Below are 24,968 nucleotides of genomic sequence, written 5' to 3' on the forward strand. Positions count from 1 at the left end.
AAAGCCACGTGTCTAGCGAGATAAATAAGAAGTATATCGTTCACCCCGGTGGACAAATTCAGGGTGAATTGCGCGTACCTGGCGATAAGTCGATCTCTCATCGTTCTATCATGTTGGGTTCCCTAGCAGAGGGAACGACAAAGGTTACTGGTTTCCTTGAGGGCGAAGATGCCTTGGCAACGCTGGCGACTTTTCGTGCTATGGGCGTCGATATTATCGGCCCAGACAAAGGCAAGGTAACGATTCACGGTGTGGGCATGCAGGGACTGAAAGCACCAGAGAAAGAGTTCTATGTTGGTAACAGTGGTACATCCATTCGCTTATTGAGTGGTTTGTTGTCAGGACAACAGTTTGATTGCACGCTGAGTGGTGATAAGTCGTTATCAGGTCGCCCTATGAAGCGGGTTACCGATCCGTTGGCGTTAATGGGCGCGAAGATTGACACTAAGGAGGGCAAACCGCCGCTAAAAATTCATGGTGGCAGCTCACTGAAAGGGATTGATTATCTCTTACCGATGGCCAGTGCACAGGTGAAATCGTGTTTACTTCTGGCGGGCATGTATGCCGAAGGGAAAACCAGCGTGACAGAGCCGGCTCCAACCCGTGATCATACTGAGCGTATGTTGTCAGGTATGGGGTATGCCGTTGACGTTGAGGGCAGCACGATCTCGATTACCGGTGGTGGTAAACTGACAGCAACCAATATTGATGTACCTGCTGATATTTCATCAGCTACCTTTTTCATGGTGGCAGCAGCCATCGCGCCGGGTTCCGATATTACGTTAAAGCATGTTGGTATTAATCCAACCCGTATTGGTGTGATCAACATTCTTAAGTTGATGGGTGCCGATATCAGCCTGACAAATGAAGCGGAGACAGGCGGCGAACCGGTTGCTGATATTCGAGTACGTTATGCCCCGTTAAAAGGAATTCAGATCCCTGAAGATCAAGTGCCTTTGGCGATCGATGAGTTCCCCGCTTTATTTATCGCGGCCGCCTGTGCCGAAGGTCAGACGGTACTAACTGGAGCCGAAGAGTTACGAGTTAAAGAAAGCGATCGTATTCAAGTCATGGCCGATGGCTTGCAGACCTTAGGCATTGATGCGAAACCGACTGAAGACGGTATTGTGATTCATGGTGGCATCATAGGCAGTGGTGAAGTAGATAGTCATAGTGACCACCGTATAGCGATGTCATTTGCGATTGCGGCTTTACAGGCCGGTGGCAGTATCCAAATTAACGATTGCGCTAATGTGGCGACATCCTTCCCGGGTTTTGTTGAAATGGCGAGTGAAGTCGGACTAAATATCGAGGAAATCGATGGCTGAGATACCCGTTTTAACCATTGATGGTCCGAGTGGTTCAGGCAAAGGCACCATTGCTCAAATGGTGGCACAGCAACTGGGCTGGCATTATTTAGATAGTGGTGCAATCTACCGTGTTTTAGCGCAAGCAGCATTAAAACATCAGCTGGATCTGAGCGACGAAGCTGCTATTGGAAAACTCGCTGAAGGACTTGATGTGCGATTTTCTATCGCAAATGATGAGTTAAAGGTCATGCTGGAAGGCGAAGATGTCAGTCTGATCATTCGCAGTGAACAAGCGGGCAATGCCGCCTCAAAAGTAGCTGCATTACCGGCTGTGCGTGCTGCGCTGTTACAGCGACAGCGTGACTTCAGACAACTTCCGGGCTTAGTAACTGATGGTCGCGACATGGGCACAGTGGTGTTTCCGGATGCGCCTTTTAAAGTATTTTTAACGGCGAGTGCTGAAGAGCGTGCACAGAGACGTTATAAGCAGTTGAAACAGAAAGGAATTGAGAGTAACCTTTCTGATCTAATTGCAGAAATCTCCGAACGTGATCGACGCGATAGCGAACGCGAAGTAGCCCCGCTGAGGCCTGCTGAGGGTTCCCTTATTCTCGATTCGACCCAACTTGGGATTGATGCGGTATACGAACAAGTCAGGGCTTTATTAGACTGATATGTAATTTTGGTGCCTGTTCGGCCATGCCGAATGGGATGTTTAACGATCCTGCAAGAGCAGGTGATAATTTTTGGTGATTCTGTTTCCCCAAACAGGGTCAAGGATATTTAACAATGAGCGAAAGCTTTGCTGATCTCTTTGAAGAGAGTCTAAATTCAACTCCAATGCAACCAGGCAAGATTGTTACCGGTACGGTAGTCAATGTTGGTCCTGACGTTGTTATGGTCAATGCCGGTCTGAAATCAGAAGGCGCAATCCCAGTTTCCGAATTTCTTAATGAAAGCGGTGAAGTCAGTGTTTCAATTGGCGACTTGGTTGATGTGTCTCTGGAATCATTAGAAGATGGTTTTGGTGCAACCCAACTGTCTCGTGATAAAGCGAAAGCGGCCGAAGCATGGACTAAATTGGAGCATGCATTCGAAGCCGGTGATACGGTTACAGGTATGATTTCTGGTAAGGTCAAAGGTGGCTTCACCGTTGATCTGGAAAACATCCGTGCCTTCCTGCCGGGTTCTTTGGTTGATGTTCGTCCTATCCGTGATACATCTCACTTGGAAGGTAAAGATCTCGAATTCAAACTGATCAAACTGGATCGCCCACGTAACAACATCGTTGTTTCTCGTCGTGCGATCATGGAAGAAGAAAACAGTGCAGAACGTGAAGCGCTGCTGGAAACCCTGGAAGAAGGTAAAGTCGTTAAAGGTATCGTTAAGAACCTGACAGACTACGGCGCCTTCGTTGACTTGGGTGGCATCGACGGTCTGCTGCATATCACTGATATGGCGTGGAAACGTGTTAAGCACCCATCAGAAGTGGTTGCTATCGGTGACGAAATTGAAGTTCAAGTTCTGAAATTTGATAAAGAGCGTGAGCGTGTTTCTCTGGGTCTGAAACAAATGGGTGATGATCCTTGGAAAGATATCGCACGCCGTTATCCAAACAGCACTCGCATCCACGGTAAAGTGACTAACATTGCTGACTACGGTTGCTTTGTTGAAATCGAAGATGGTGTTGAAGGTTTGGTTCACATGTCTGAAATGGACTGGACCAACAAGAACGTTCACCCATCTAAACTGGTTTCTTTGGGTGATGAAGTTGAAGTAATGGTACTGGATATCGACGCAGAACGTCGTCGTATTTCTCTGGGTATCAAACAATGCCAAGCCAATCCTTGGGAAGAGTTTGCAATGACTCATAACAAGGGTGACAAAGTAAGCGGTGGCATCAAGTCAATCACTGATTTCGGTATCTTCATCGGTCTGGATGGTGGTATTGATGGTCTGATTCACTTGTCTGATATCTCTTGGGAAGAAGACAACGAAGAATTGATTCGCGACTTCAAGAAAGGCGATGACGTTGAAGCGGTTGTCTTGGCAATTGATCCAGAACGTGAGCGTATCTCACTGGGTATCAAGCAATTGCAAGATGATCCATTCTCAGCTTACTTGTCTGAACATCCTCGCGGCACAATCGTTAACGGTAAAGTAACTGCTGTTGATGCACGCGGTGCGACGATTGAATTGGCAGAAGGCGTAGAAAGTTACGTTCGTGTTGCTGATATCGCTCGTGAGCGTGTAGAAGACGCAAGCAAAGTGCTAGCTATTGGTGACGATGTTGAAGCGAAATTTACTGGCATGTCTCGTAAAGACCGTACTTTGACTTTGTCTATCAAAGCGAAAGACGATCAAGAGAATCCGAAGCTGTGAAGGATACAGCAATGTCTCTTCAGGCAACACCACTTTAGGTGATTTGCTTAAAGAGCAAATGGATCAAAAAGACAGCTAAGTTAGCGTTTTTAAGAGATGAACACCCGGCTCCGGCCGGGTGTTCTTTCTTTACCTGAAGCAACGGATTGATAAACATGCTTTACACAGGTGTTTACGCTTTGAATCCAGGAATTTTAAAGACATGACCAAATCAGATTTGATTGAAGTTTTATCTGAGAAACAATCTCTATTGAATTACCGTGATGTTGAGCTTGCCGTGAAATTGATTCTCGAACAGATGAGTGACAGTTTGTCACAAGGTGATCGAATTGAAATTCGCGGGTTTGGCAGTTTCACATTACATCATCGCCCGCCTCGTGTAGGTCGTAATCCAAAAAGTGGTGAGTCCGTCAAACTTGACGAAAAATACGTACCTCATTTCAAACCAGGCAAAGAGTTACGCGATCGTGTCAATGATGGCGCTGGTTTTTAATTGAAATAAAGATATGAAACTGAGTCTGGAAGCGGTTTCCGAGTTTAACCAAATCCATTCCTACGACGATAACAATGTGGTTATCCGTCCCCAACATCAAGACCGTCTCGATGCTATCGAGACTAATTTTATCCTCACTGCCGATACGTTAATACGTGACTGGGCGGTCAGCGATATACAACAGCTTTCAGCTGCACAAGTAGCCGAACTTCAAAGACTGGATCCGGAAGTGATTTTATTTGCGACCGGATCTGGCTTGACTGTTGAACATCAAAAAATCGCCCAATTGTTTATACCGCACCATATTGGTGTTGAGTTTATGGACTTGGGACCAGCCTGCCGTACATTTAACCTTCTCGTAACAGAACAAAGAAAAGTCCTACTGGCAGTTTGTTTTCAATCAGTTTAACTGCTGTCCCGATTACCGCATTCCTCAAAATTGTGACTGATTTTGATATTTCTTTTTTTTTACGATAATCGGCTAAGTAATTGTTTTCATTACCCGCTCATATGCGGGGGCATCGCGTTCGTCTGGTTAGAACTTGACCAGATTTGGCGTTCTTAGGAAAATTCACGGTTACGCAAATACATAAGGCATATCTGGCAAGCTTAACGCTTTGTAATGGAATCCTGATTTAGATCAAGATTTTGCTGCAAAGTAGTGGGGCTGTTTGATGTAAAATTCATGCTGCTTTATCTATAAGTGTGAAGAAAAGGGTCCCGGCTTCAACAAAACAAGAAAGAAGCTGAGAGAGAGTTTTCCAAAGAGAGAAGGTGTGGTCGCTATGCAAGCGGAACAACAGCAGTATAACTATCAGGTGGTCAAGTGGTTCGCCTATATGGCGTGCGTGTACTTGGTCATCGGCACCGGGGTCGGTGTCTATATCGCTTCGGAACTGGCTTGGCCAATTTTGAACTTCGATAACCCATACATTAGTTTCGGACGCTTGCGTCCAGTACATACCAACACCGTTATTTTTGCATTTGGCGGTTCCACCTTAATGGCGACGGCCTTTTACATCGTGCAGCGCACATGTAGCACTCGTTTGTGGAGCGACAAGATGGCTTGGTTCACCTTCTGGGGGTGGAATCTGGTTATTATCGGTGCTTTTATTACTTTGCCTCTTGGTTTGACACAATCAAAAGAATACGCCGAGCTAGAATGGCCTTTAGATATTCTGATTGCTGCGGTCTGGTTGGCGTACACGTTTAATTTCATCATGACCATTTCGATTCGTAAGGTGTCTCATATTTATGTGGCAAACTGGTTCTTCCTTGCCATGATGATCATGATTACTTACCTACATGTTGTTAACAGTTTGGCTATTCCGGTTGAGTTGTTTAAATCCTACTCAATTTTTTCAGGTGTTCAGGATGCGATGATTCAATGGTGGTGGGGTCATAATGCGGTAGGTTTCTTCCTGACTGCGGGCTTCCTTGGCATCATGTATTACTTTGTGCCGAAACAGGCTAACCGCCCAGTATATTCTTACCGTCTATCTGTTATTCACTTCTGGGCATTGATCTTTGGTTATGTATGGCTGGGTGCTCACCACCTTCAGTACACAGCTTTGCCAGACTGGACAGGTTCACTGGGCGCAGCGATTTCTTTGGCGATGATCATTCCTTCCTGGGGTGGTGCTATCAACGGGATGTTCACCTTAAGTGGTGCGTGGGATAAATTGCGTACCGACTATATTTTACGTTTCCTGATTGTGTCTTTGGCGTTTTATGCGATGTCTACTTTCGAAGGCCCAGTGATGGCATCGAAAACAGTGAATGCGTTGTCTCACTATACTGACTGGACAATCGGTCACGTACATTCAGGTGCCTTAGGTTGGGTTGCGATGGTGTCTATTGGTGCCTTGTATCATATGGTTGAGCGTATGTGGGGAACTACCATGTACTCAATTCGTTTGGTCAATCTACATTTCTGGATGGCAACTATCGGCACGGCTGTCTACATCACAGCAATGTGGGTATCAGGCATCATGCAAGGGTTGATGTGGCGTGCGTATGACGATTACGGCAATTTGGCTTATACCTTTGTCGAATCTGTCGCGCAAATGCATCCTTATTATGCAATGCGCGCTGTGGGTGGCCTGATTTTCTTCCTGGGTGCCTGCGTCATGTTATTCAACGTCACGGTCACTATTCGTCGTGCGATCGCCAAACCATCTGTAGAGATGGCAACTGCAGCTAACATTTAAGGAGACTGGAATGTCTGATCATAATTCTAATAAACCAGTTACCTTTCAGGAGAAACTGGAGAAAAATATCTGGGCTCTGGTGTTGGCAACAGCATTGGTAGTATCAGTTGGTGGTATTGTCGAAATCGTTCCTTTGTTTTATTTAGACACCACGTTTGAAGATGATGTATTCCCTGAATATGAAGAACTGAAAGGGGTACGTCCATACACGGCGCTGGAATTAGCAGGCCGTGATATTTATCAGCGTGAAGGTTGCTATTTATGCCATTCACAAATGGTACGACCGTTCCGTGATGAAAAAGACCGTTATGGCCATTATTCCTTAGCCGTTGAGTCTAAGTACGACCATCCTTTCCAATGGGGCTCTAAGCGTACGGGACCTGACTTGGCGCGTGTCGGCGGTAAATACTCTGATGCATGGCAAATCCAACATTTACGTGATCCACGTTCAGTCGTTCCTGAATCTGTCATGCCCGGCTATCCATGGCTGGATAAAGCGACAGTTGATGGCGTAGGTATGGAAAAGCGTTTGCGTGCAATGAAAGCGTTGGGGGTTCCTTATACCGATGAGCAAATCAATGCAGCAGCAGAAACGGTTGAAGGCAAGACCGAAATGCAGGCACTGGTAGCTTATCTACAAGTATTGGGCACCATGGTGAAATTTGAGCCGGGTAGAGATTATCGTGACTAAACTTCAAGAGTATTTTCATACTGACTGGAGTTCAATGTCTGGAACCGACTGGTTCGGTTTGATATTCACCGTAGTCATTTTTCTATTGATGTTAGGTGCCTACATCTGGGTGTTTAATCCAAAGAATAAAGACGAGATTGAATCTCACCGCACCATGCCCCTTGACGACGACGAGAAAAATTCGGAGAAAAAAGATGGCTGATAATAAAAAAAATCCTAATGACGTGCCTGATACTGGTCACGAATGGGACGGCATCAGAGAGTTAGAGAACGAACCACCACGTTGGTGGACCAATGCACTTTACCTGAGCGGTTTGCTCGTGTTGGTGTACTTCATTTTGTATCCTTCATTACCCTTGATTAACGATAGTACTAAGGGCTTGTTGGGATGGACTCAAATTAATGAGTACAAAGAGAACTTAGCTAAAGTTCAAGAAAAGCGAGCGCCATTTGAAGAAAAACTGGCCGCGATGACCGCCGAAGAAATTTTGGCTGATCCCGAAATGCGTAACTATGCCGTTGGCTCAAGTAAAGTTCTTTATGGGGATAACTGTGCGGCTTGTCATGGTACGGGCGGTATTCCTGCTGCAGGTTCTGGCTACCCAATTTTGGCTGATGATGATTGGCTCTATGGTGGTGATGTCAATACGATCGTGGCAACCCTAGCCCAAGGTCGCCAAGGCATGATGATGTCGCATGCAAAAACATTGAAACCAGAAGAAGTTGATGGTCTGGTGAAATTTGTGATGAATGCGGCTGAAGGTAATGCTACTGAGGCAGGATGGAAACTTTTCAATGAGAAAGGTTGTGTCGGTTGTCACGGTGCTGATGGTAAGGGTATTCAGCAGTTAGGCTCTGCCAACCTGACCGATCAAATCTGGCGTTTCTCTGGGGAAGAAGCAGAAATTCGTCACACTATTTTGCATGGTGTGAACGATCCTTCTGATCCACAAACCCGTATCGCGGTGATGCCGTCTTGGAATGAAAAGTTAGCGGTCAAACTGGAAGCCTTACAGTGGGAAGAAGAGCCTGAATACGACGGTACGGAAACAGAACGTCTGACTGAAACAGAAATCAAGAAGCTGGCAGTGTATGTTCACCAGTTTGGTGGTGGTGAAACCCTAGAATAGAGATGGCAAATAAGCTGTACCAAGTTTCACTGAATCAATAAAATCAAAGGATTAAGTTATGGGGTTTGATGCCGTTGTTATCGGTTCTATTGCTAGCGTTGTGATATGCATCGTCGTTGTGGCGGTGATTGTCTATAACATAGTAAAAAATATGGATGATAAATCACAAGACTGATTGTCAGTGTTTTCATCCAAAAAAAGCCGACACACGTCGGCTTTTTTTATCACCACGGTATAAAGGCATAGTGCCTATAACGTACGTCGAAAGCAGCCTTATTTGGCCTATTTAACGGGACTGAGCATGAGTGAAGAGCAATCTAGTAGTGTGATCGATACCTCTGCTATTTACGACGAAGTCTCCGACTGGCACATTAATGCGGGTGGCGAAAAGGTCGTAGCCAAGCGTCTGAAAGGCCGCTTTAGGAATCTGAAATGGCTTGGCATGTCGATTTGGTCGATCTTCTTTATCGGTCCTTATCTGCGTTGGGATGGCCAGCAAGCCATCTTGTTTGATATTCCCAATCGCCAATTCAACCTGTTCGAACTCACCGTCTTTCCCCAAGACATCTGGATGTTATCGTTAACGCTACTGTTTTTTGCCATCTTACTGGCCGCGGTGACCAGTGTCGCCGGACGCGTGTTTTGTGGCTACTTTTGCTTCCAGACCGTCTGGACCGATATCTACACCTATATTGAAACCAGGTTTGAAGGCGACACCCCGCAAAAAGCCCATAAATTCAAACAAGCCCCATGGAGCATCGACAAACTCTGGCGTGTTAGTGCCAAACACAGCCTATGGATAGCCATCGCCTTACTCACCGGTATCTCCTTTGCCGCCTGGTTTACCGATGCCTTCGCACTGTGGGGTGACATCTTCACCTTGCAAGCCCCGTTGCCTGTGTGGATATCCATGGCCACCTTTGGCATATTCACCTATGTCTTTGCCGGCTTTATGCGCGAACAAGTCTGCTTCTGGCTATGCCCCTATGCCCGCCTGCAAGGCGTTATGTATGACCAGGACACCGTCTTACCTGCCTATGATGCTGAACGTGGTGAACCTCGCGGTAAACTCAAAAAAGGTCAGGTGGATACCAGCAAAGGCAGCTGCATTGACTGCAAAGTCTGCGTGGCTGTCTGTCCGACCGGTATAGATATCCGTAAAGGCCAACAAGAAGGCTGTATTACCTGTGGCATGTGCATTGATGCCTGTGACAGCATCATGGACAAAACCGACCAGCCACGCGGACTTATCCGTTATGCCTCGTATAAGGAACTGCATCACGATGCCAACCTCTTACCCTTATACAAACGGCCGCGCGTGATTATTTACAGCGTTATCTTACTCACTGCTCTGGCCGGCATAATGTATGGTTTTGCCACCCTGTCACCGACCGAATTTAAAGTTATCCATAACCGTCAGCCATTGTTCGTTAAACTCAGTGATGGGTCGATACAAAACAAATACACGCTGAAGCTGCTGAATAAAACCCAACAAGCGATAGAAGTGCGTTATCAGTTGAGTGGTCTTGAGGGCGCGACCTTGCATGGTATGAATGACCAAATCACCGTGGAGCCGGGTAAAGTCGTGCCGTTGACGGCGTTGGTGCGCGTTCATGCAGAGGATATTAACAAAGCCTTAACCTCGATTGAGTTCAAGGCGAATGTGATCAATAACCCGGAGATCTCCACTGTTTATGAGAGTATCTTTATGGGGCCTAAGTAAATGAGGAACAGCATGAAAATTTCACAAGAAAACCCGCAGGCTTTGCGTAACCCTTGGGTGTTAGGCATGTTGGTATTTTTGGTTGTATTTCTGACAGCCAATGCTGTTTTTATCTATTTGGCATTTAAATCGCCACCGAATCTTGTGGTTGAAGATTTCTATGAGCGTGGTGAAGCTTACGAGAAAACACGTGAAAGAATCGAGAAAGAAAAAGCACTAGGCTGGTCTGGCATGATGATGGTACCAACGACGTCACGTGTGAACCAAAAACAAACCTACGAAGCATTAATTACCGGTAAAAACTCAGCGGGTTTGTTGCTCGATTCCGTGACTTTATTTGCATACAGGCCCTCAGATGCCGATGCGGACTTTCAAGTCGAGATGCAAAAGTCTGGTCACGGTAGCTATGTTGCTGACATTAGTTTTGATTTGCCAGGCACGTGGGACATTATTGTGGAAGCGAAACGCGGCGAGGATGAGTTTGTTGTCACACGACGTATAAGAATTGATCCATAACTTTTTTGCTTAAGTTGATCGTTTCAATGTCACCAATTTGGCCGAATTAGTTTTGTCTGAATCCTGTTATCACTGTGGTTTGCCTGTCGATGTTGTAGGTGAATTCACTGCAACGGTTGCTGAAGAGCAGCGCGAGTTTTGCTGTCATGGCTGTTTGTCCGTTTGTCAGACGATATACGCTGCAGGCCTTCAAAGCTTTTATAACAAAACACCTGAAGGCGAAAAGCTAGCCCCGCCGCCGGAAATGCCTGCTGAACTGACCACCTACGATTTGGATGATGTGCAGGCTGAATATCTCGACACCAGTCGATCTCATCGCACTATTCATCTTTTAGTTGAGGGGATTCATTGTGCTGCCTGTGTTTGGCTGATTGAACATGCATTGTCAAAACAAACCGGTGTGATCCAAGCTGACGTTAATCTGACAGCAAAACGGCTTCAACTACGTTGGGATAATGCCCAAGTAAAATTATCGCAGTTGCTGCAAAAGCTTGCTGAAATTGGCTACTCAGCTGTGCCCTTTGATCCAGAAACTGCCGAGGGGGCGTTAGCCAAACGTCACCGTGGTTTGTTATATCGCATGGCATTTGCTGGCTTTGCCATGATGAATATGATGTGGATCTCCATCGCCTTATATAGTGGGGCAGACGAGGGGGCATTTCGTAGCTGGTTCCATTGGATAGGCTTGCTGATTGCCACGCCTACCTTGCTGTACTCCGGCTACCCCTTTATCCGAAATGGCTTGATCGGTTTACGCCGCCGCTATTTGACAATGGATCTGCCAATCGCAATTGGTGCCACATCGACGTATATCTATTCGTGTTATGTCACCTTGACACAATCGGCTAGCGGCCATGTTTACTTTGATACGGTTGTGAACTTTCTATTTGTGATTTTGGTGGGGCGTTACTTAGAAGCTATATCTAAAAGACAGGCCTTATCTGCTACGCGAAGACTGCTTGAGTTACAGCCTAAGTTCGCAACATTAGTGGAGGGTGAACATAGCCGTGTTGTACCAATCCGCAGTGTGCAGATAGGGGACCTGTTATTAGTTAAACCGGGAGAAAAAGTCCCTGTGGATGGTGTGATTGAGCAAGGGCAAAGTGCTGTTGATGAGTCGATGTTAACCGGTGAATCGCTTCCCATTGCCAAGCATGATGGTGAACGGGTTGTTGCTGGTAGTATCAATGGTGAGGGGGCATTCCGAGTTCGTGCTGAAAAAGTACTGCGTAATACCGCATTAGCAAAAATTGTCACGTTAATGGATGATGCGCAGGCTTCAAAAGCGCCTATTCAAACCACGGCAGACAAAATTGTACCTTGGTTTGTCTTAGCCACACTCACGTTGGCCTCGCTGACGTTTATTTACTGGTCACAGTTTGATTTTGAAACGGCGTTATTAGCTGCCACCTCAGTACTCGTTGTCACCTGTCCATGTGCTTTTGGTTTGGCCACGCCGATGTCGGTTGCAGTTGCTACCGGCATCGGCGCGAACCGAGGTGTGCTGATTAAGCAAGGCGAAGCCTTGGAGCAATTATCACAAGTCACCCATTTTGTATTTGATAAAACGGGTACCTTGACCGAAGGTCGGCTGCAGGTCGCCTCAATTCAGTGCTTTGGCGATATGACTGAGGCGACCTTATTACAGTTGGCGGCCTCAGTAGAGCAGTACTCAGAGCATGGTATTGCCACAGCTATCTGTGAGGCAGCCAAAACGAAGTCACTTCGGCCGTTGTCCATTAGCAATTTTCAGTCAACGCCGGGTAAAGGGGTGATGAGTTCGGTTGAACAAGACACCGTATATGTCGGGACGCTTGCATGGTTACACAGTCTGGGTATCAAGCTGCCTACGCAGTATCAGCCAATGCTGAACCAACTTGAAACTGATGGTATTAGCTGTGTGTTAATTGCCGTTAATGGACGTATTGAAGGTATGTTAGGGCTTGTTGACAGTTTGCGGTCGGATGCCACAGAAACCGTTCAGCAATTGCTGAATGCGGGGGTGAAAGTAACGGTGTTGAGTGGAGATAAGAAAGCTGTGGTCAATGCCGTCACCGCCTGTCTCGGCGATGTGACACGACAAGCCGAAGTGTTACCGAAAGATAAATCTGATGTGATACGTGCTCTGCAGCAGTCTGGTGATATCGTTGCTATGGTTGGTGATGGTATCAATGATTCGCCTGCTTTGATTCAGGCTGATGTCGGGATTGCCATGGCATCGGGTACCGATGTGTCTGTTGAAAGTGCTGATGTTGTGTTATCGCACCAAATGTTGAGTAAAGTGGCTGAAGCACGACTGCTTGCTGCTCGAACGTTACGAACCATCAGACAGAATATTGTACTATCGATTAGTTACAACGTTATCATGGTACCCCTAGCCATGATGGCTTTGGTGAGTCCACTCGTGGCTGCGATAACGATGCCGTTGAGCTCATTATTGGTGATTGCTAACGCAGCCAGAATTGGTCGACACTTCAAACAGCAAGTAAATTAAGCTAAGCCACTAAGTATACGAATCTTAATGAGGGTGTTATGGAAGTCATATACGGTTTATTGCCAGGCATGCTTTTACTCGGCATTATTGGTGTAGCGGTATTTTTCTGGGCCGTTCGTAATGGGCAATATGATGATATGGATGGTGCAGCGAATCGCGTGCTAATGGATGACGATGATGATCCAACACACGCTAAGACAAAACAATCAGAAACAGCTGCCGATAACGAAGATACTAGCCAATAATGTCAAACCATTGAGGTAAGACGATAAGGGAATGTCGTATCAGGGGACACACCATGATTAAAAACTGGAGCATCAAATTTCTGCTCCTGTTCTGGGCAACCATCACCGTCGTTGTTGTGCTGGTGATGGCTCTAATGGCTAATTACGCCAATAGTCTCACCTCTTCAACGCAGCATGTTTTTTCAGACAAGCTGTTACCACTCCATAACAGCAGCCGTGAACTGAGTACAACTGCCTCGTCTTTAATCAGTAGACAAAAACAATTCTTAGCCACGGACTCAATACGGGCGATTGAACAATTTACTCAGCGTAGCTTATGGGAACAGGCCTTTCATCAGAATTGGCTGCGCTTGTCCGCAATCTTTAGTCATGATGCCGACAATGCCACATTAATTAACAGTCTGTTTAGCTACTATCAGGACTTTTTGAGTTTGGATAGTGAGCTCTATCAGCTAAAAAAAGATGGATTGCTGCTGAAAACGGAGTTGAAGCAATACCGTGATGATGTTGATTTTCAGGCAAAGGCTATCAGACAACAGCTCGATGAGATAGAACAACGACTGCATCGTGAAAACTTATTGTCGGTCATTAGGCAGACGTTCGCGATTCGTGCTGATCTCTATCAGTTGGAAGCACTGATTACAGAGACATTTTTAACATCCAATAGCGAACAGTTAGAGGCATTGCTTGAGCACAGACAACAGCCGCTTAAGACAAACATTCAATCAGATCTGAGCGCGTTAGAACGTCGTTTGGCTGGTCTTCCTGCCCTTGAAAAGCAAGTGGCTGCGATGAACAACGACATGCAAACTTTTTACGCACTGATATTTGACGAGGCAAGGCTTTACAAACTGCATCAGCAACGATTACTAAACCACGCTTTGCTAGAACAAGGCGAAGAGTCGGCAATGGCCGTGATGTCAGTATTGAACGACAAAATTGTGTTGTTGAATGACAGCGTGGATCAGCAGACCTATCAGGCCGTTGCAAAAAATGTGCAGTTAGCGGATAGGACACGTTGGCAAATTGTCATTCTAGGCGGCTTGATAACAGTCGGGATGATTTTGTTTGCCTTATTTTTGTTCAGTCGCATTAGTAAGCCGCTGCATAAGATTCGTGAATCGATGCATGATCTGTCGGCAGGCCGGTTTGAGACACACATCGAGCAACATCAATCACATAATGAAGTATTGAGACTGGCGAAAGATTTTACATTTTTTGCCGGTAATACCGAGCAACTGATCACAGAGCTTGCTCAGGCTAAGGAGTCATTAGAAAACCGTGAACAACATATCCTGGCCATATTGAATGGCGTGCCGGAGGCTATTCTGACTTTGGATGTGAACGGGAAAATTGAGCAAACCAATCCAGCGGCAGAAAGGATCTTTCATGCCACGGAAAATGCGCTAGTGGGTGAAAACATTTCTCGCTTTTTTGCTCACTCAGAGACCGTAACAAGCTTTAATGACATCATTGAGCAAGCAGCCGAAGGGAAGGAGTTTGACGGACAGCGATATGATGGCTCTGACGTATCAATGGTTTTATCATTAAGCCAAATCCGTGCAGCAAAGGGTGAGGTCTGGGTGTGTGTGATTACGGATATTTCCACCAGAAAACGCACTGAACTCCAGCTGCAACAGACGACCACCGAGTTAAATGCAATATTGGACAATGCGATGGTGGGCATTGCTTTTCTACGCGATCGACAGTTTGTTCGTGTCAATGAAAAGTTTGAGGAGTTATTTGGCTACACGCGAGATGATATTGAAGGCCAGAGTGTCCAATGTTTGTATCTCAACGAAGATGCCTATCTGCAGTTTGGCGAAGAAGCCTATCACCAATTAACATCAGGCGATAATTATGAAGCGCAGCTTGAAATGGTGCGTAAAGATGGACAAGTTTTCTGGTGTGGCATTTCGGGTAAAGCGATTGATGCGGGAAGCCCAAAAGCAGGGACGATCTGGTTGTTTGAGGACATTACCATACAGCGCCAGAATGAAGAGCACCTGACACGTTTAGCGAGTATTGATGGCTTGACGGGCTTGCCTAACCGGGCTGTGTTTACCGATCGTGTCGAACATGCGATTCACAAATCAATGCGTAATTCGGGCAGGTTAGCGGTATTTTTTCTCGATCTGGATCACTTCAAACACATTAACGATTCTTTGGGGCATAAAGCGGGCGATATCCTATTAACGGAAGTCGCTGGCCGAATCAAGGCGTGCGTACGTGAAGGTGACACCGTTGCGCGTTTAGGGGGGGATGAATTTACCTTACTGCTTGAAGATGTTCGGTCAGCAGAATATGTCGGCAAAGTGGCAGAGAAAGTCATTAAGTCCATGACACAGCCGTATCAAATAGAAAATACAGAAGTTAATATTAGCCCGAGTATAGGGATTAGCCTTTATCCTGCTGATGGTCGTGATGTCGATATGCTGGTACGCAATGCGGATGCAGCCATGTACCACGCTAAAAAAGTGGGACGCAATAATTTCCAGTTTTATTCTGCCGAAATGAATGCCGAGGCGGCGAAGAGACTTGCCATGGAAACGGCCTTACGGCGTGTTGTTGAGCAGCAAGATCTGCATTTGCATTACCAACCCCAGGTCAACCTACAGACAGGGAAACTGGTCGGTGCTGAAGTGTTACTTCGATGGCAGAGTGAACAGTGGGGGAATGTTTCACCGGCTGAATTTGTACCGATGCTGGAAGATACTGGAATGATAACGCAGGTGGGTGAGTGGATTCTAAGGCAAGCTTGCGCGACTTATTTAGAGTGGTCAGAGCGTTTACCGGACAACTTTATGATGGCGGTTAACTTATCGGGCAGACAGTTCAAAGGGGGCTCTCTGGCGGCCTTTATTCGTCGGCTTTTAGATGAGACGGGCATGCCAGCGGCGCATCTGGAGCTAGAAATTACCGAAAGCATGTTAATGGATGATACCGAGTTGGCGACAATTACCTTAGCCGAGTTAAGCGCCATGAATATCAGTCTGGCGATTGATGATTTTGGTACCGGCTATTCCTCGTTGTCATATCTAAAACAGTTTCCGTTAAATGTACTCAAGATTGACAGTAGCTTTGTGCGGGATGTGACCAGTGATAAAGATGATGCGGCCATTGTTGATGCGATTATGGCGATGTCAAATAGCTTAGGATTGAAAGTGGTAGCAGAAGGGGTAGAAACGGCTGAACAGCGTCAATATTTACTTCGTCATGATTGTCGTTTAGCGCAGGGTTTTTTGTTTAGTAAAGCAGTTGATAAGGACAAATTTTCTACTTTAATTGATCAGGCGACGTTGATTTAGCGCGATAAATCAGCACGGTTTTCTCTTTTTCAGAAAAGTTTACCGTCAGCATAGCGCTTGTGTAGTGCCAACTGTTAATGGTGACACCGTCGGGATCGGTGGTTTGCTGTTTCGTGTCAGGCTCACCAAATCGGGACATAATCATCGTTTCATCAAGTCGAACTGTTGGAATATACGTGATAGCGTTGACAGGCGTCTTCAATAGCGCGATTCGGTCGACTTCAGCAATGTCATGTTGGTACGCACCGCTAGGTTGTAACTTCCCGGAGGTGGCTCTTTTCAACATTGTTTCAAGTTGCTCTGCTTTTACATCTAAATTTAAAACCAGTTTCGCAGATAAGCCACTCAGATTAATACTATTAAAAAAGGCTTCGACACTCAGACTGTTATTGGGATCCCGAAAAATAGCTGTTTCACCAAATGTGCCCAATGTTTCTTGTGCTGTTTTGTATGTGGTGTTCGCAAGGTGAATGCCTAATACCTGAACATTGCCATCAGGCATGATAGTGACTTCCCATGGCTTAGCGGCAGGTGGCTGTGGTGATGGAATAAACAACATCGCTGCTATAGCGCCAATGACCAGAATCAGCCCAATAATGAAATTTCTCAGTGTTCGCATGAATCAATCCAGATTAAGAGCGGTTTTTATTTGTCTGTAACCAAAACGTGACAGGGCCATCATTGGTGAGGCTAACCTGCATATCTGCTCCAAAATGGCCTGCAGCGGTGTTGGGATGGGAAAGCTTGGCTTGCTTGACCATGTATTCAAATAAATCATTGGCCTGTTGCGGGGGCGCAGCAGGAGTAAAACTCGGACGAGAACCTTTTCGTGTATCTGCCGGTAAGGTGAATTGCGGGACGAGCAATAAGCCGCCGTGGATATCGTGTAATGATAAGTTCATTTTGTCAGCATCATCAGCAAACACGCGGTAGTTCAATAGCTTATTTAGTAATGTATCTGCATCGTGTGGTTGATCGTCTTTTTCTACCCCGAGCAACACTAATAAGCCTTGTTGGATTTCTGCGACACGTTTGTCGTCAACATGGACTTCTGCATGTGTAACGCGTTGTAAGAGGGCGATCATGTCAGTGCCTCAGCGAGGTTATCTGTCGCGCCTACCAACGCTTCAATCATTGCGGGTTCGCCGGCTGCATGACCGGCAAGGGGCAAAATATCTAAGGTAATATCTGGCCATGCTTGTTTTAGTTCCCACGATTGCTGCATGGGACAGACGATATCGTAGCGACCGTGAACCACCTGTGTCGGAATCGATTTAATCGCATCCAAGTCAGCCAACAGCGGTCGATCGCTAATAAAGCATTCATTCAAGGCATAATGAAGTTGCACCCGAGAGTGTGCCAGCGGCCCCGGCTCTTGTGTTAAATCAGGTTGGTATTCTTCATCTCGTAACATGACGATGGTGCCTTCCCACACGTTGAGTCTTTGCGCCGCTGAGTTTTGAACGGCTTGGTCGTCGTCAGTGAGTTTGTCGAAATAGGCTTGCAACGGCCTTTTCCTCTCGGCTTCAGGCAGCTCAGCAACCAACGCTTGCCAAGCATCAGGAAACAACCTTGATGCGCCACCTTCAGCGTAAACCCAATCAATATCCTGCTGACGGCCCAAGAAGGTACCGCGTAAAATCATCGACAGAACAGTGTTGGCATGATCCCGAGCATAGGCTATTGCCAGTGTCGCTCCCCAGGAACCACCAAATAACACCCACTGATCAATGTTCAAGGTGTCGCGGATATACTCCATATCTGCGATTAAAAATGGAGTGCTGTTATTTTCCAGTTCGCCACTGGGTAAAGAACGCCCGCAGCCCCGCTGATCAAATAATATGATGCGATATTTCTCCGGGTCAAAATAACGGCGGTGTTGAGGTCGGCATCCCGAGCCTGGGCCGCCATGCAAAAAGACTACTGGAAGACCATTCGGATTACCGCATTCTTCAACATAGATCTGATGTCGTCCGCCATGACTGAGCTTTTCTCTGGAGAATAGATGCGTCTGGTAAGGTTCAATATCGGGATAAAGTGACAACATAAAAAAACCGTTAGTAATTATCGGCCTGAACTATATCACGAGCAGAGAGAGTTGATGAGGGCTGTGCAAAGGCAATGTCGAAAAGCAGAATAGTTTTATTCGCTAAAATAAAGCGCTGCAAACGATGGTAATTATCCTTATATTGCGAGAAAATATAAGGTTTACACAATGAGCTTGTTGCACAGCACTGTGCATAAGCACGTAAACCAGTCGAGACAAAACGGCTAAATGATAATCAAGGCTAGACTAAAACAATGAACCTGCATGAATTTCAGGCGAAACAATTATTTAACCGTTACGGTGTGCCTACCCCACAAGGGCAAGTGGTAACCGAAGCTGCCCAAGCAAGACAAGCCGCTGAATTGCTGGCTGGCGAACGCTGGGTAGTCAAAGCCCAAGTGCATACAGGGGGGCGCGGTAAAGCGGGTGGCGTTAAAGTTGTGAATCAGCTGGATGAGGTCGAAACAGCGGCCAGCGCAATGCTGGGGCAACACCTTGTTACGCATCAAACCACAGCTGAAGGCTTACCCATTCATCAAGTGTTAGTTGAAAAACCAACGGATATAGCGCGGGAAATTTATCTAGCCGTACTGCTTGATCGTAGCAGCCAACGCATTGTGTTTATGATTTCAGCACAAGGCGGTATGGACATTGAAGCGGTTGCCGAAGAAAGCCCTGAAGCTATACTTAATCTTTATGTTGACCCTATCGTTGGTTTGCAAGGTTATCAGTGTCGTCGTGCAGGCTTCTTTTTAGGCCTGACAGGGGCAGCATTCAAGCAATTACAACAGGTAATGCAAAGCCTCTATCAATTATTCACTGAAAATGATGCCAGTCTTGTTGAAATTAATCCCTTAGTTGTAACTGGAGAAGGTGATTTATTGGCTGTGGATGCCAAAATTAACCTCGATGATAACGGCTTATTCCGCCATGCGGATTTGGCTGAGATGTTTGATCCCACGCAGGAAGATGATGCTGAAGTCATCGCGCGTGAATATGGACTGAACTACATTTCTCTGGACGGTAATGTTGCCTGCATGGTGAATGGCGCCGGTCTGGCTATGGCAACGATGGACTTGATTCAAAAAGAAGGTGGTGAACCGGCGAACTTCCTTGATGTGGGGGGCGGCACGACGGCCGATCGCGTGGCAGAAGCATTCAAGCTGATTTTATCGGATACCAAGGTGAAGTCTATTCTGGTTAATATTTTTGGTGGCATTGTTCGTTGTGACTTAATTGCTGAAGGCATCATTCAGGCAGCAAAAGAGGTCGATCTGACACTGCCCGTAGTGGTGCGCCTAGAAGGCACTAATGCCGAGCAGGGCCGTGAGTTATTGGCCAATAGCCAGATGAGTATTTATGCGGCACAGGATTTAACCGATGCTGCTAGAAAAGCGGTTGCTGCTGCCCAGGAGTCAAATACATGAGCATTCTTGTTAACCGTGAAACCAAAGTGATTTGTCAGGGCTTTACCGGCAAACAAGGTACCTTTCATTCTGAGCAAGCGATTGCCTATGGCACTCAGTTTGTGGGCGGGGTGACACCCGGTAAAGGTGGCCAGCGACACCTAGATAGGCCTGTGTTTAATACTGTGCATGAAGCCGTCGCGGAAACAGGTGCTGATGCGACGATGATATACGTTCCTGCGGCGTTTGCGGCTGATGCCATTCTGGAAGCTGCAGATGCTGGCATCAAGGTCATTGCATGCATCACCGAAGGTATTCCTGTACAGGATATGCTGCGTGTGAAACATGCCCTGAATGGCAAAGATGTGTATTTGATTGGCCCGAACTGCCCGGGTTTGATCACGCCAGGTGAGTGCAAAATTGGCATTATGCCAGGGGTGATTCATCAGCCGGGTAAAATCGGAATTGTTTCGCGCTCAGGCACATTGACTTACGAAGCGGTTCATCAGACGACACAGAATGGTTTAGGCCAAAGTACCTGTGTCGGTATCGGCGGTGATCCGATTCATGGCATGAACTTTATCGAATGTCTGGAAATGTTTGAAAACGATCCTCAAACCGAGGGTATTGTCATGGTGGGCGAAATCGGTGGGCACGCAGAAGAAGATGCGGCAGCTTATATTCAGCAACATGTGACGAAACCCGTTGTAGCCTATATCGCAGGTTTGACGGCTCCTCCAGGTAAACGTATGGGGCATGCTGGCGCTATTATTAGCGGTGGAACCGGCACGGCTGAAGCTAAATTGACTGCTTTAGAAAGCGCTGGCGCAAAAATTGCCCGCTCACCGGCTGAAATCGGTGATTGTATGCTAGCAGCGATGGAAGCCAGATAGGTGAACGATGTAACTCTGGTCATGGGGCAAATCAATCCTGTGGTTGGGGATGTGGCTGGCAATGTCGTCAAAATTATTACCTCAGCACACCAGGCACGTGATCAGTTCGGTGCCGATTTGGTTGTTTTTCCCGAGTTAACCTTAACGGGCTATCCACCAGAAGATTTATTGCTCAGACCGGGGCTACTAAAGCGTGTAAATAAAGCACTGGACACATTACAAAAGCATGTAGAGGGTGTTGCCATCATCATTGGACATCCTGATGGGGAGGTTCGTAAGGAGCTGTATAACGCGGCGTCAATGATTGTTGATGGTAACCGTGTTGCTACTTACTTCAAACATAAGCTGCCTAACTACAGTGTGTTTGATGAGAAGCGTTATTTTGTCGAAGGCAAAGAAGCGTGTGTCGTTGATTTCAAAGGCATTCGATTTGGCCTGACTTTGTGTGAAGATATCTGGTTTACTGAGCCCGCTTGCCAGGCTGCTGATGCCGGTGCTGAGATACTCATTAACCTCAATGCATCACCTTACCGTATGGGCAAGTGGCAATTGCGCGAAGCCGAAGTTAAAAAGCGTGTTTTGGAGACTGGCTTGCCCGTTGTTTACGTGAATCAAGTGGGTGGTCAAGACGAGTTAGTATTCGATGGCTGCTCGTTTGCCTTAGATCACCGCGGTGAAAAAGTCGCCCGTGCCCCTGCCTTTGAAAGTGGCTTGTATCCTTTAACCGTTAACCGTAGTGAAAACGGTATCGTGCAAATACATGGGCAAATGGCAATAAAAGAAAACGAACACGCCATGATTTATAAAGCACTGACGACGGGCTTACGTGATTACATCGAAAAAAACCACTTTCCCGGGGTGGTAATCGGTTTATCAGGCGGTATCGATTCAGCATTAACATTGGCCTTGGCTGTTGATGCGATTGGCGCCGAGAAAGTCCATGCGGTCATGATGCCTACTCGCTATACCGCACAAATCAGTCTTGATGATGCTAAAGCAATGGCTGATGGATTAGGTGTCCACTACAGTGTCATGTCAATTGAACCGGTATTTGAGTCTTTTCTGACAACATTATCTGATCAATTTACCGGTTTACCTGTCGATACCACTGAAGAAAATATTCAGGCACGTTGTCGCGGTATTATTCTTATGGCGCTATCAAACAAGACCGGTTCGATGGTGTTAGCGACGGGTAATAAAAGTGAAATGGCCGTTGGTTATTCGACATTGTATGGGGATATGGCTGGCGGCTACTCACCATTGAAAGATGTATATAAAACGATGGTGTATCAGCTTAGTCATTATCGCAATACACGCTCCATGGTAATTCCAGAACGCATCATTACGCGACCGCCATCGGCAGAACTCGCTGCCGATCAGTTAGATCAAGATAGTCTGCCGCCTTATGAGCTTTTGGATAAAATTTTAGAACGGTACATTGCGGATGATAGCTGCTTTGAAGACTTGGTTGCTGAAGGCTATGATGCCGAAGTGGTTGCAAGGGTGATCAAAATGGTAGATCGTAACGAATATAAACGACGTCAGGCACCGCCAGGTATTCGTATTAGTAGTCGTGCATTTGGACGCGACCGACGATATCCGATTACGTCAGGTTACACTGTTACTTCAACTATAGAGTAAGGAAATGCGATGAAGAAAATTGAAGCGATTATCAAACCTTTTAAACTCGATGATGTTCGTCAGGCTTTGTCGGAAATCGGTGTTACTGGGATGACGGTAACCGAGGTCAAAGGCTTTGGTCGCCAAAAGGGGCATACCGAATTCTATCGGGGTGCTGAATATGTCGTTGATTTTCTGCCTAAGGTTAAACTCGAGATTGTGGTGTCTGATGATGTCGTTGACTCGGTCATTGAGAGCATCACACAGGCTGCACACACAGGTCGTATTGGCGACGGTAAGATTTTTGTGACATCACTGGAGCGTGCGATTCGAATCCGCACCAGTGAAGAAGGCGACGAAGCCATTTAAAATAAAAAAGGCCGCTTAGCGGCCTTTTCTTTATTGAACGTTTGTTTGACTTACTTCCGCCACACCTGGATGACCGGGGTAGTTCAATTCCAGCACGCGCAAAGCATCTTGCGACAAGTCGTGCATATCCAATACCTTATACGCTTTTGCCATGACCACTAATGCTTCCGGCATGGATGGCGTACGCGGGTAATTTTCCAATACATATTTACCGCGGTTTGCTGCTGCAATGTAAGAGCCGCGACGCATGTAGTAGTTTGCTACGTTAACTTCGTGCTGTGCGAGACGGTTACGCAAGTAGACAATGCGTTGTGTAGAGTCTTCTGCATATCGGCTTTGAGGAAACCGGGTGACCAGCGTTTTAAAGTCGCGCAGGGCATCTTCGGCGGCACCGGGATCACGTTGAGACTCGTCGCGCGGGATATATTTTTCAAAGAAACCAATATCTCTGTGGAAACTTGTTAAGCCACGTAAGTAGATGGCGTAGTCGATATTGGGGTTGAGCGGATAAACGCGCATGAAGCGATCAAGTGTCGCGATAGCCGTCTCTGGATCATCATTCTTATAGTGTGCGTATGCTGACTCAAGCAATGCTTGTTGAGCATATTCACCAAACGGAAATCGTGCTTCTAATTGTTCATAGTAAGTGATGGCTGTCTCATAGTCGCCAAGCGTCAATGCGGCGTTGGCTTCGGAGTATACGCGTTCTACTGTCCAGCTTTCATCCGCTTTAATTTCTTCTTTTTTAAAAAAAGAGCAACCAGAAAGGGATAACGTGGTCAGAGAGATAATTAGCAGGAGATAATATTTTTTCATCGGCTTAGATTACGCTAGCTACATATTTGAGGTAAAGGCTGATCTTAGCCCTTTTTGTGTGTCAAAGCACGTTTTTACTAATTAACAAACATCACTTGATAGTGCGATCCAGTACAATAGCGAGTTTGAATGTCTAAACAGGAATATTCCATGCCTCGTCGTCTGCTGTCTATTGCGGTTGGCCTTATCTTATCGGCACCGCTTGCTGCCACAACCTTTGAAATGACGGATCCCAATGCTGCTGTCATCGGACACAACATGGTTGTATACAGTCGTTCAGAAGATACGTTGCTCGATATCGGCCGTCAATTTGACTTGGGTTATCGTGATATTACCGATGCCAACCCCGGGGTTGATGCTTGGCTACCAGGTGAAGGCACGCGCGTTGTAGTGCCAACCCGCTTTATTTTGCCCGATGCGCCACGTGAAGGCATTGTTATCAATATTGCCGAGATGCGTCTTTATTATTATCCGAAAACAGCAAAAGACAGCTTGCAGCAAGTTGTTACGCATCCTATCGGTATTGGCCGTGAAGGCTGGGCCACCCCCTTAGGAAAAACGCGGATCACCAATAAAGTGAAAAATCCGACGTGGACGCCGCCTGAGTCGATTCGTAAGGAACACTTGGAAAATGGTGATCCATTGCCAAAAGTGGTGCCAGCTGGTCCAGATAACCCACTAGGTGCATATAAGATGAACTTATCGATGCCGGGGTATTTATTACACGGCACCAATAAGCCGTTTGGGGTTGGGCTTCGCGTTAGTCACGGCTGTATTCGATTGTATCCAGAAGATATTGAACACTTATTTCATCTTACGCCCAGCAATACCGGTGTCGAAATTTTGTATCAGCCGCATAAAGCAGGGCTGAGGAATGGGCAGTTATATTTGGAAGCACACAGACAGCATAAAGATGTTGATGTGCGAGAAGGTAATAACATGACGCCAATGGTGAAAGCTATTTTGACTGCACAAGATAGTTTGGTGTCTGATGAACAGTGGCCACTCGCAGAAGATATCGTGCGCGATCAGAAAGGTGTGGTGATACCTGTTGGCCAGAAGCAATTGGATATTGTGGAAAACTTATGGTTTTTACATGCTGGCGTCAATAAACAAGCCGTGAGCAAAATGCGCCAAGCCATTATTACTTTACAGCTCGATGATTTATTTTGGCCTGTGCGCTCTGGCCCCAAAGAAGAAACCTTAATTGGTCCGTTTAATACGCGTGAAGAGGCCGATATTATGGGCAAAGAGGTCGCTGCGGTGGCAGGTACACCGGTTTGGACAGTGCAGGTATCGAGTGATGCTTTATAAA

22 protein-coding genes and 1 pseudogene are annotated in these 24,968 nt (G+C 46.4%); 19 read left to right on the forward strand and 4 right to left on the reverse strand.

Annotated features, from left to right (window positions below):
- Positions 1–8: 8 nt before the first annotated feature.
- From aroA to MDMS009_RS15805, 14 genes and pseudogenes are all read left to right on the forward strand, one after another.
- Positions 9–1,328 (forward strand): 3-phosphoshikimate 1-carboxyvinyltransferase, encoded by a 1,320-nt coding sequence (gene aroA, locus MDMS009_RS06485; protein WP_008290858.1) that lies wholly within the window; start codon positions 9–11, stop codon positions 1,326–1,328.
- Positions 1,321–1,983: a (d)CMP kinase gene (gene cmk / locus MDMS009_RS06490; protein ID WP_008290840.1), complete on the forward strand. Its 663-nt coding sequence runs from the start codon at positions 1,321–1,323 to the stop codon at positions 1,981–1,983. Before aroA ends, cmk begins: the two co-directional genes overlap by 8 nt.
- A 116-nt stretch (positions 1,984–2,099) precedes the next feature.
- A pseudogene (gene rpsA / locus MDMS009_RS06495) lies at positions 2,100–3,771 on the forward strand (30S ribosomal protein S1).
- Positions 3,772–3,894: 123 nt separating this feature from the next.
- The gene (locus MDMS009_RS06500) at positions 3,895–4,185 is read left to right on the forward strand and encodes an integration host factor subunit beta (protein ID WP_008290812.1); all 291 of its coding nucleotides are present in this window, start codon (positions 3,895–3,897) and stop codon (positions 4,183–4,185) included.
- Between the two features lie 13 nt (positions 4,186–4,198).
- Entirely contained in the window at positions 4,199–4,594 is a 396-nt protein-coding gene (locus MDMS009_RS06505) for an Mth938-like domain-containing protein (RefSeq protein ID WP_008290817.1), read from the forward strand.
- Positions 4,595–4,970: 376 nt separating this feature from the next.
- Positions 4,971–6,395, forward strand: a complete 1,425-nt coding sequence (gene ccoN / locus MDMS009_RS06510) for a cytochrome-c oxidase, cbb3-type subunit I (protein ID WP_043888017.1) — start codon at positions 4,971–4,973, stop codon at positions 6,393–6,395.
- A gap of 10 nt (positions 6,396–6,405) precedes the next feature.
- Positions 6,406–7,086 (forward strand): cytochrome-c oxidase, cbb3-type subunit II, encoded by a 681-nt coding sequence (ccoO, locus tag MDMS009_RS06515; RefSeq protein ID WP_008290847.1) that lies wholly within the window; start codon positions 6,406–6,408, stop codon positions 7,084–7,086.
- Between the two features lie 34 nt (positions 7,087–7,120).
- Positions 7,121–7,288, forward strand: a complete 168-nt coding sequence (locus MDMS009_RS06520; protein WP_008290841.1) for a cbb3-type cytochrome c oxidase subunit 3 — start codon at positions 7,121–7,123, stop codon at positions 7,286–7,288.
- Positions 7,281–8,216: a cytochrome-c oxidase, cbb3-type subunit III gene (ccoP, locus tag MDMS009_RS06525; protein WP_008290832.1), complete on the forward strand. Its 936-nt coding sequence runs from the start codon at positions 7,281–7,283 to the stop codon at positions 8,214–8,216. Before MDMS009_RS06520 ends, ccoP begins: the two co-directional genes overlap by 8 nt.
- Before the next feature lie 301 nt (positions 8,217–8,517).
- Positions 8,518–9,939: a cytochrome c oxidase accessory protein CcoG gene (ccoG, locus tag MDMS009_RS06530; RefSeq protein WP_043888019.1), complete on the forward strand. Its 1,422-nt coding sequence runs from the start codon at positions 8,518–8,520 to the stop codon at positions 9,937–9,939.
- A gap of 12 nt (positions 9,940–9,951) precedes the next feature.
- Complete coding sequence (locus MDMS009_RS06535; RefSeq protein WP_008290813.1) at positions 9,952–10,455, forward strand: FixH family protein; 504 nt, start codon at positions 9,952–9,954, stop codon at positions 10,453–10,455.
- A 37-nt stretch (positions 10,456–10,492) separates the two neighbouring features.
- Positions 10,493–12,949 carry a heavy metal translocating P-type ATPase gene (locus tag MDMS009_RS06540; RefSeq protein WP_237700489.1) on the forward strand — a complete coding sequence of 819 codons (2,457 nt, stop codon included), beginning with the start codon at positions 10,493–10,495 and terminating at the stop codon, positions 12,947–12,949.
- A 38-nt stretch (positions 12,950–12,987) separates the two neighbouring features.
- The gene (gene ccoS, locus MDMS009_RS06545) at positions 12,988–13,194 is read left to right on the forward strand and encodes a cbb3-type cytochrome oxidase assembly protein CcoS (RefSeq protein ID WP_008290828.1); all 207 of its coding nucleotides are present in this window, start codon (positions 12,988–12,990) and stop codon (positions 13,192–13,194) included.
- Positions 13,195–13,247: 53 nt separating this feature from the next.
- Positions 13,248–16,502, forward strand: a complete 3,255-nt coding sequence (locus MDMS009_RS15805; RefSeq protein ID WP_008290831.1) for an EAL domain-containing protein — start codon at positions 13,248–13,250, stop codon at positions 16,500–16,502.
- Here MDMS009_RS15805 and MDMS009_RS06555 read toward each other — a convergent pair.
- Genes MDMS009_RS06555 through pip form a run of 3 tightly spaced genes read right to left on the reverse strand, consistent with a single transcriptional unit; the run spans position 16,471 to position 18,549 of the window.
- Complete coding sequence (locus MDMS009_RS06555; RefSeq protein ID WP_052298148.1) at positions 16,471–17,121, reverse strand: hypothetical protein; 651 nt, start codon at positions 17,119–17,121, stop codon at positions 16,471–16,473. The genes MDMS009_RS15805 and MDMS009_RS06555 overlap by 32 nt on opposite strands.
- Positions 17,122–17,134: 13 nt before the next feature.
- Positions 17,135–17,587, reverse strand: a complete 453-nt coding sequence (gene dtd, locus MDMS009_RS06560; RefSeq protein WP_008290848.1) for a D-aminoacyl-tRNA deacylase — start codon at positions 17,585–17,587, stop codon at positions 17,135–17,137.
- On the reverse strand, positions 17,584–18,549 hold the full coding sequence (gene pip, locus MDMS009_RS06565; RefSeq protein ID WP_008290830.1) for a prolyl aminopeptidase: 966 nt from the start codon (positions 18,547–18,549) through the stop codon (positions 17,584–17,586). The genes dtd and pip overlap by 4 nt, the downstream gene beginning before the upstream one ends.
- A 254-nt stretch (positions 18,550–18,803) precedes the next feature.
- Here pip and sucC point away from each other — a divergent pair, with 254 nt between their 5' ends.
- From sucC to MDMS009_RS06585, 4 genes are read left to right on the forward strand one after another with little or no spacing between them, the layout of a single operon-like run.
- Positions 18,804–19,976, forward strand: a complete 1,173-nt coding sequence (sucC, locus tag MDMS009_RS06570) for an ADP-forming succinate--CoA ligase subunit beta (RefSeq protein WP_008290825.1) — start codon at positions 18,804–18,806, stop codon at positions 19,974–19,976.
- On the forward strand, positions 19,973–20,848 hold the full coding sequence (gene sucD / locus MDMS009_RS06575; RefSeq protein WP_043888020.1) for a succinate--CoA ligase subunit alpha: 876 nt from the start codon (positions 19,973–19,975) through the stop codon (positions 20,846–20,848). Before sucC ends, sucD begins: the two co-directional genes overlap by 4 nt.
- Complete coding sequence (locus tag MDMS009_RS06580) at positions 20,849–22,489, forward strand: NAD+ synthase (protein WP_008290836.1); 1,641 nt, start codon at positions 20,849–20,851, stop codon at positions 22,487–22,489. It begins immediately after the preceding gene.
- A gap of 9 nt (positions 22,490–22,498) precedes the next feature.
- On the forward strand, positions 22,499–22,837 hold the full coding sequence (locus MDMS009_RS06585; RefSeq protein WP_008290860.1) for a P-II family nitrogen regulator: 339 nt from the start codon (positions 22,499–22,501) through the stop codon (positions 22,835–22,837).
- 30 nt (positions 22,838–22,867) lie between these two features.
- Here the strand turns inward: MDMS009_RS06585 and MDMS009_RS06590 are convergent, their stop codons facing one another.
- Entirely contained in the window at positions 22,868–23,653 is a 786-nt protein-coding gene (locus MDMS009_RS06590) for an outer membrane protein assembly factor BamD (protein WP_008290835.1), read from the reverse strand.
- 150 nt (positions 23,654–23,803) lie between these two features.
- Between MDMS009_RS06590 and MDMS009_RS06595 the strand changes: the two genes are divergently transcribed.
- Positions 23,804–24,967: a L,D-transpeptidase family protein gene (locus MDMS009_RS06595; protein WP_052298149.1), complete on the forward strand. Its 1,164-nt coding sequence runs from the start codon at positions 23,804–23,806 to the stop codon at positions 24,965–24,967.
- The last annotated feature ends 1 nt before the right edge of the window (position 24,968 follow it).

Source organism: Methylophaga thiooxydans DMS010, from assembly GCF_000156355.1.
GTDB classification, from domain to species: Bacteria; Pseudomonadota; Gammaproteobacteria; order Nitrosococcales; family Methylophagaceae; genus Methylophaga; species Methylophaga thiooxydans.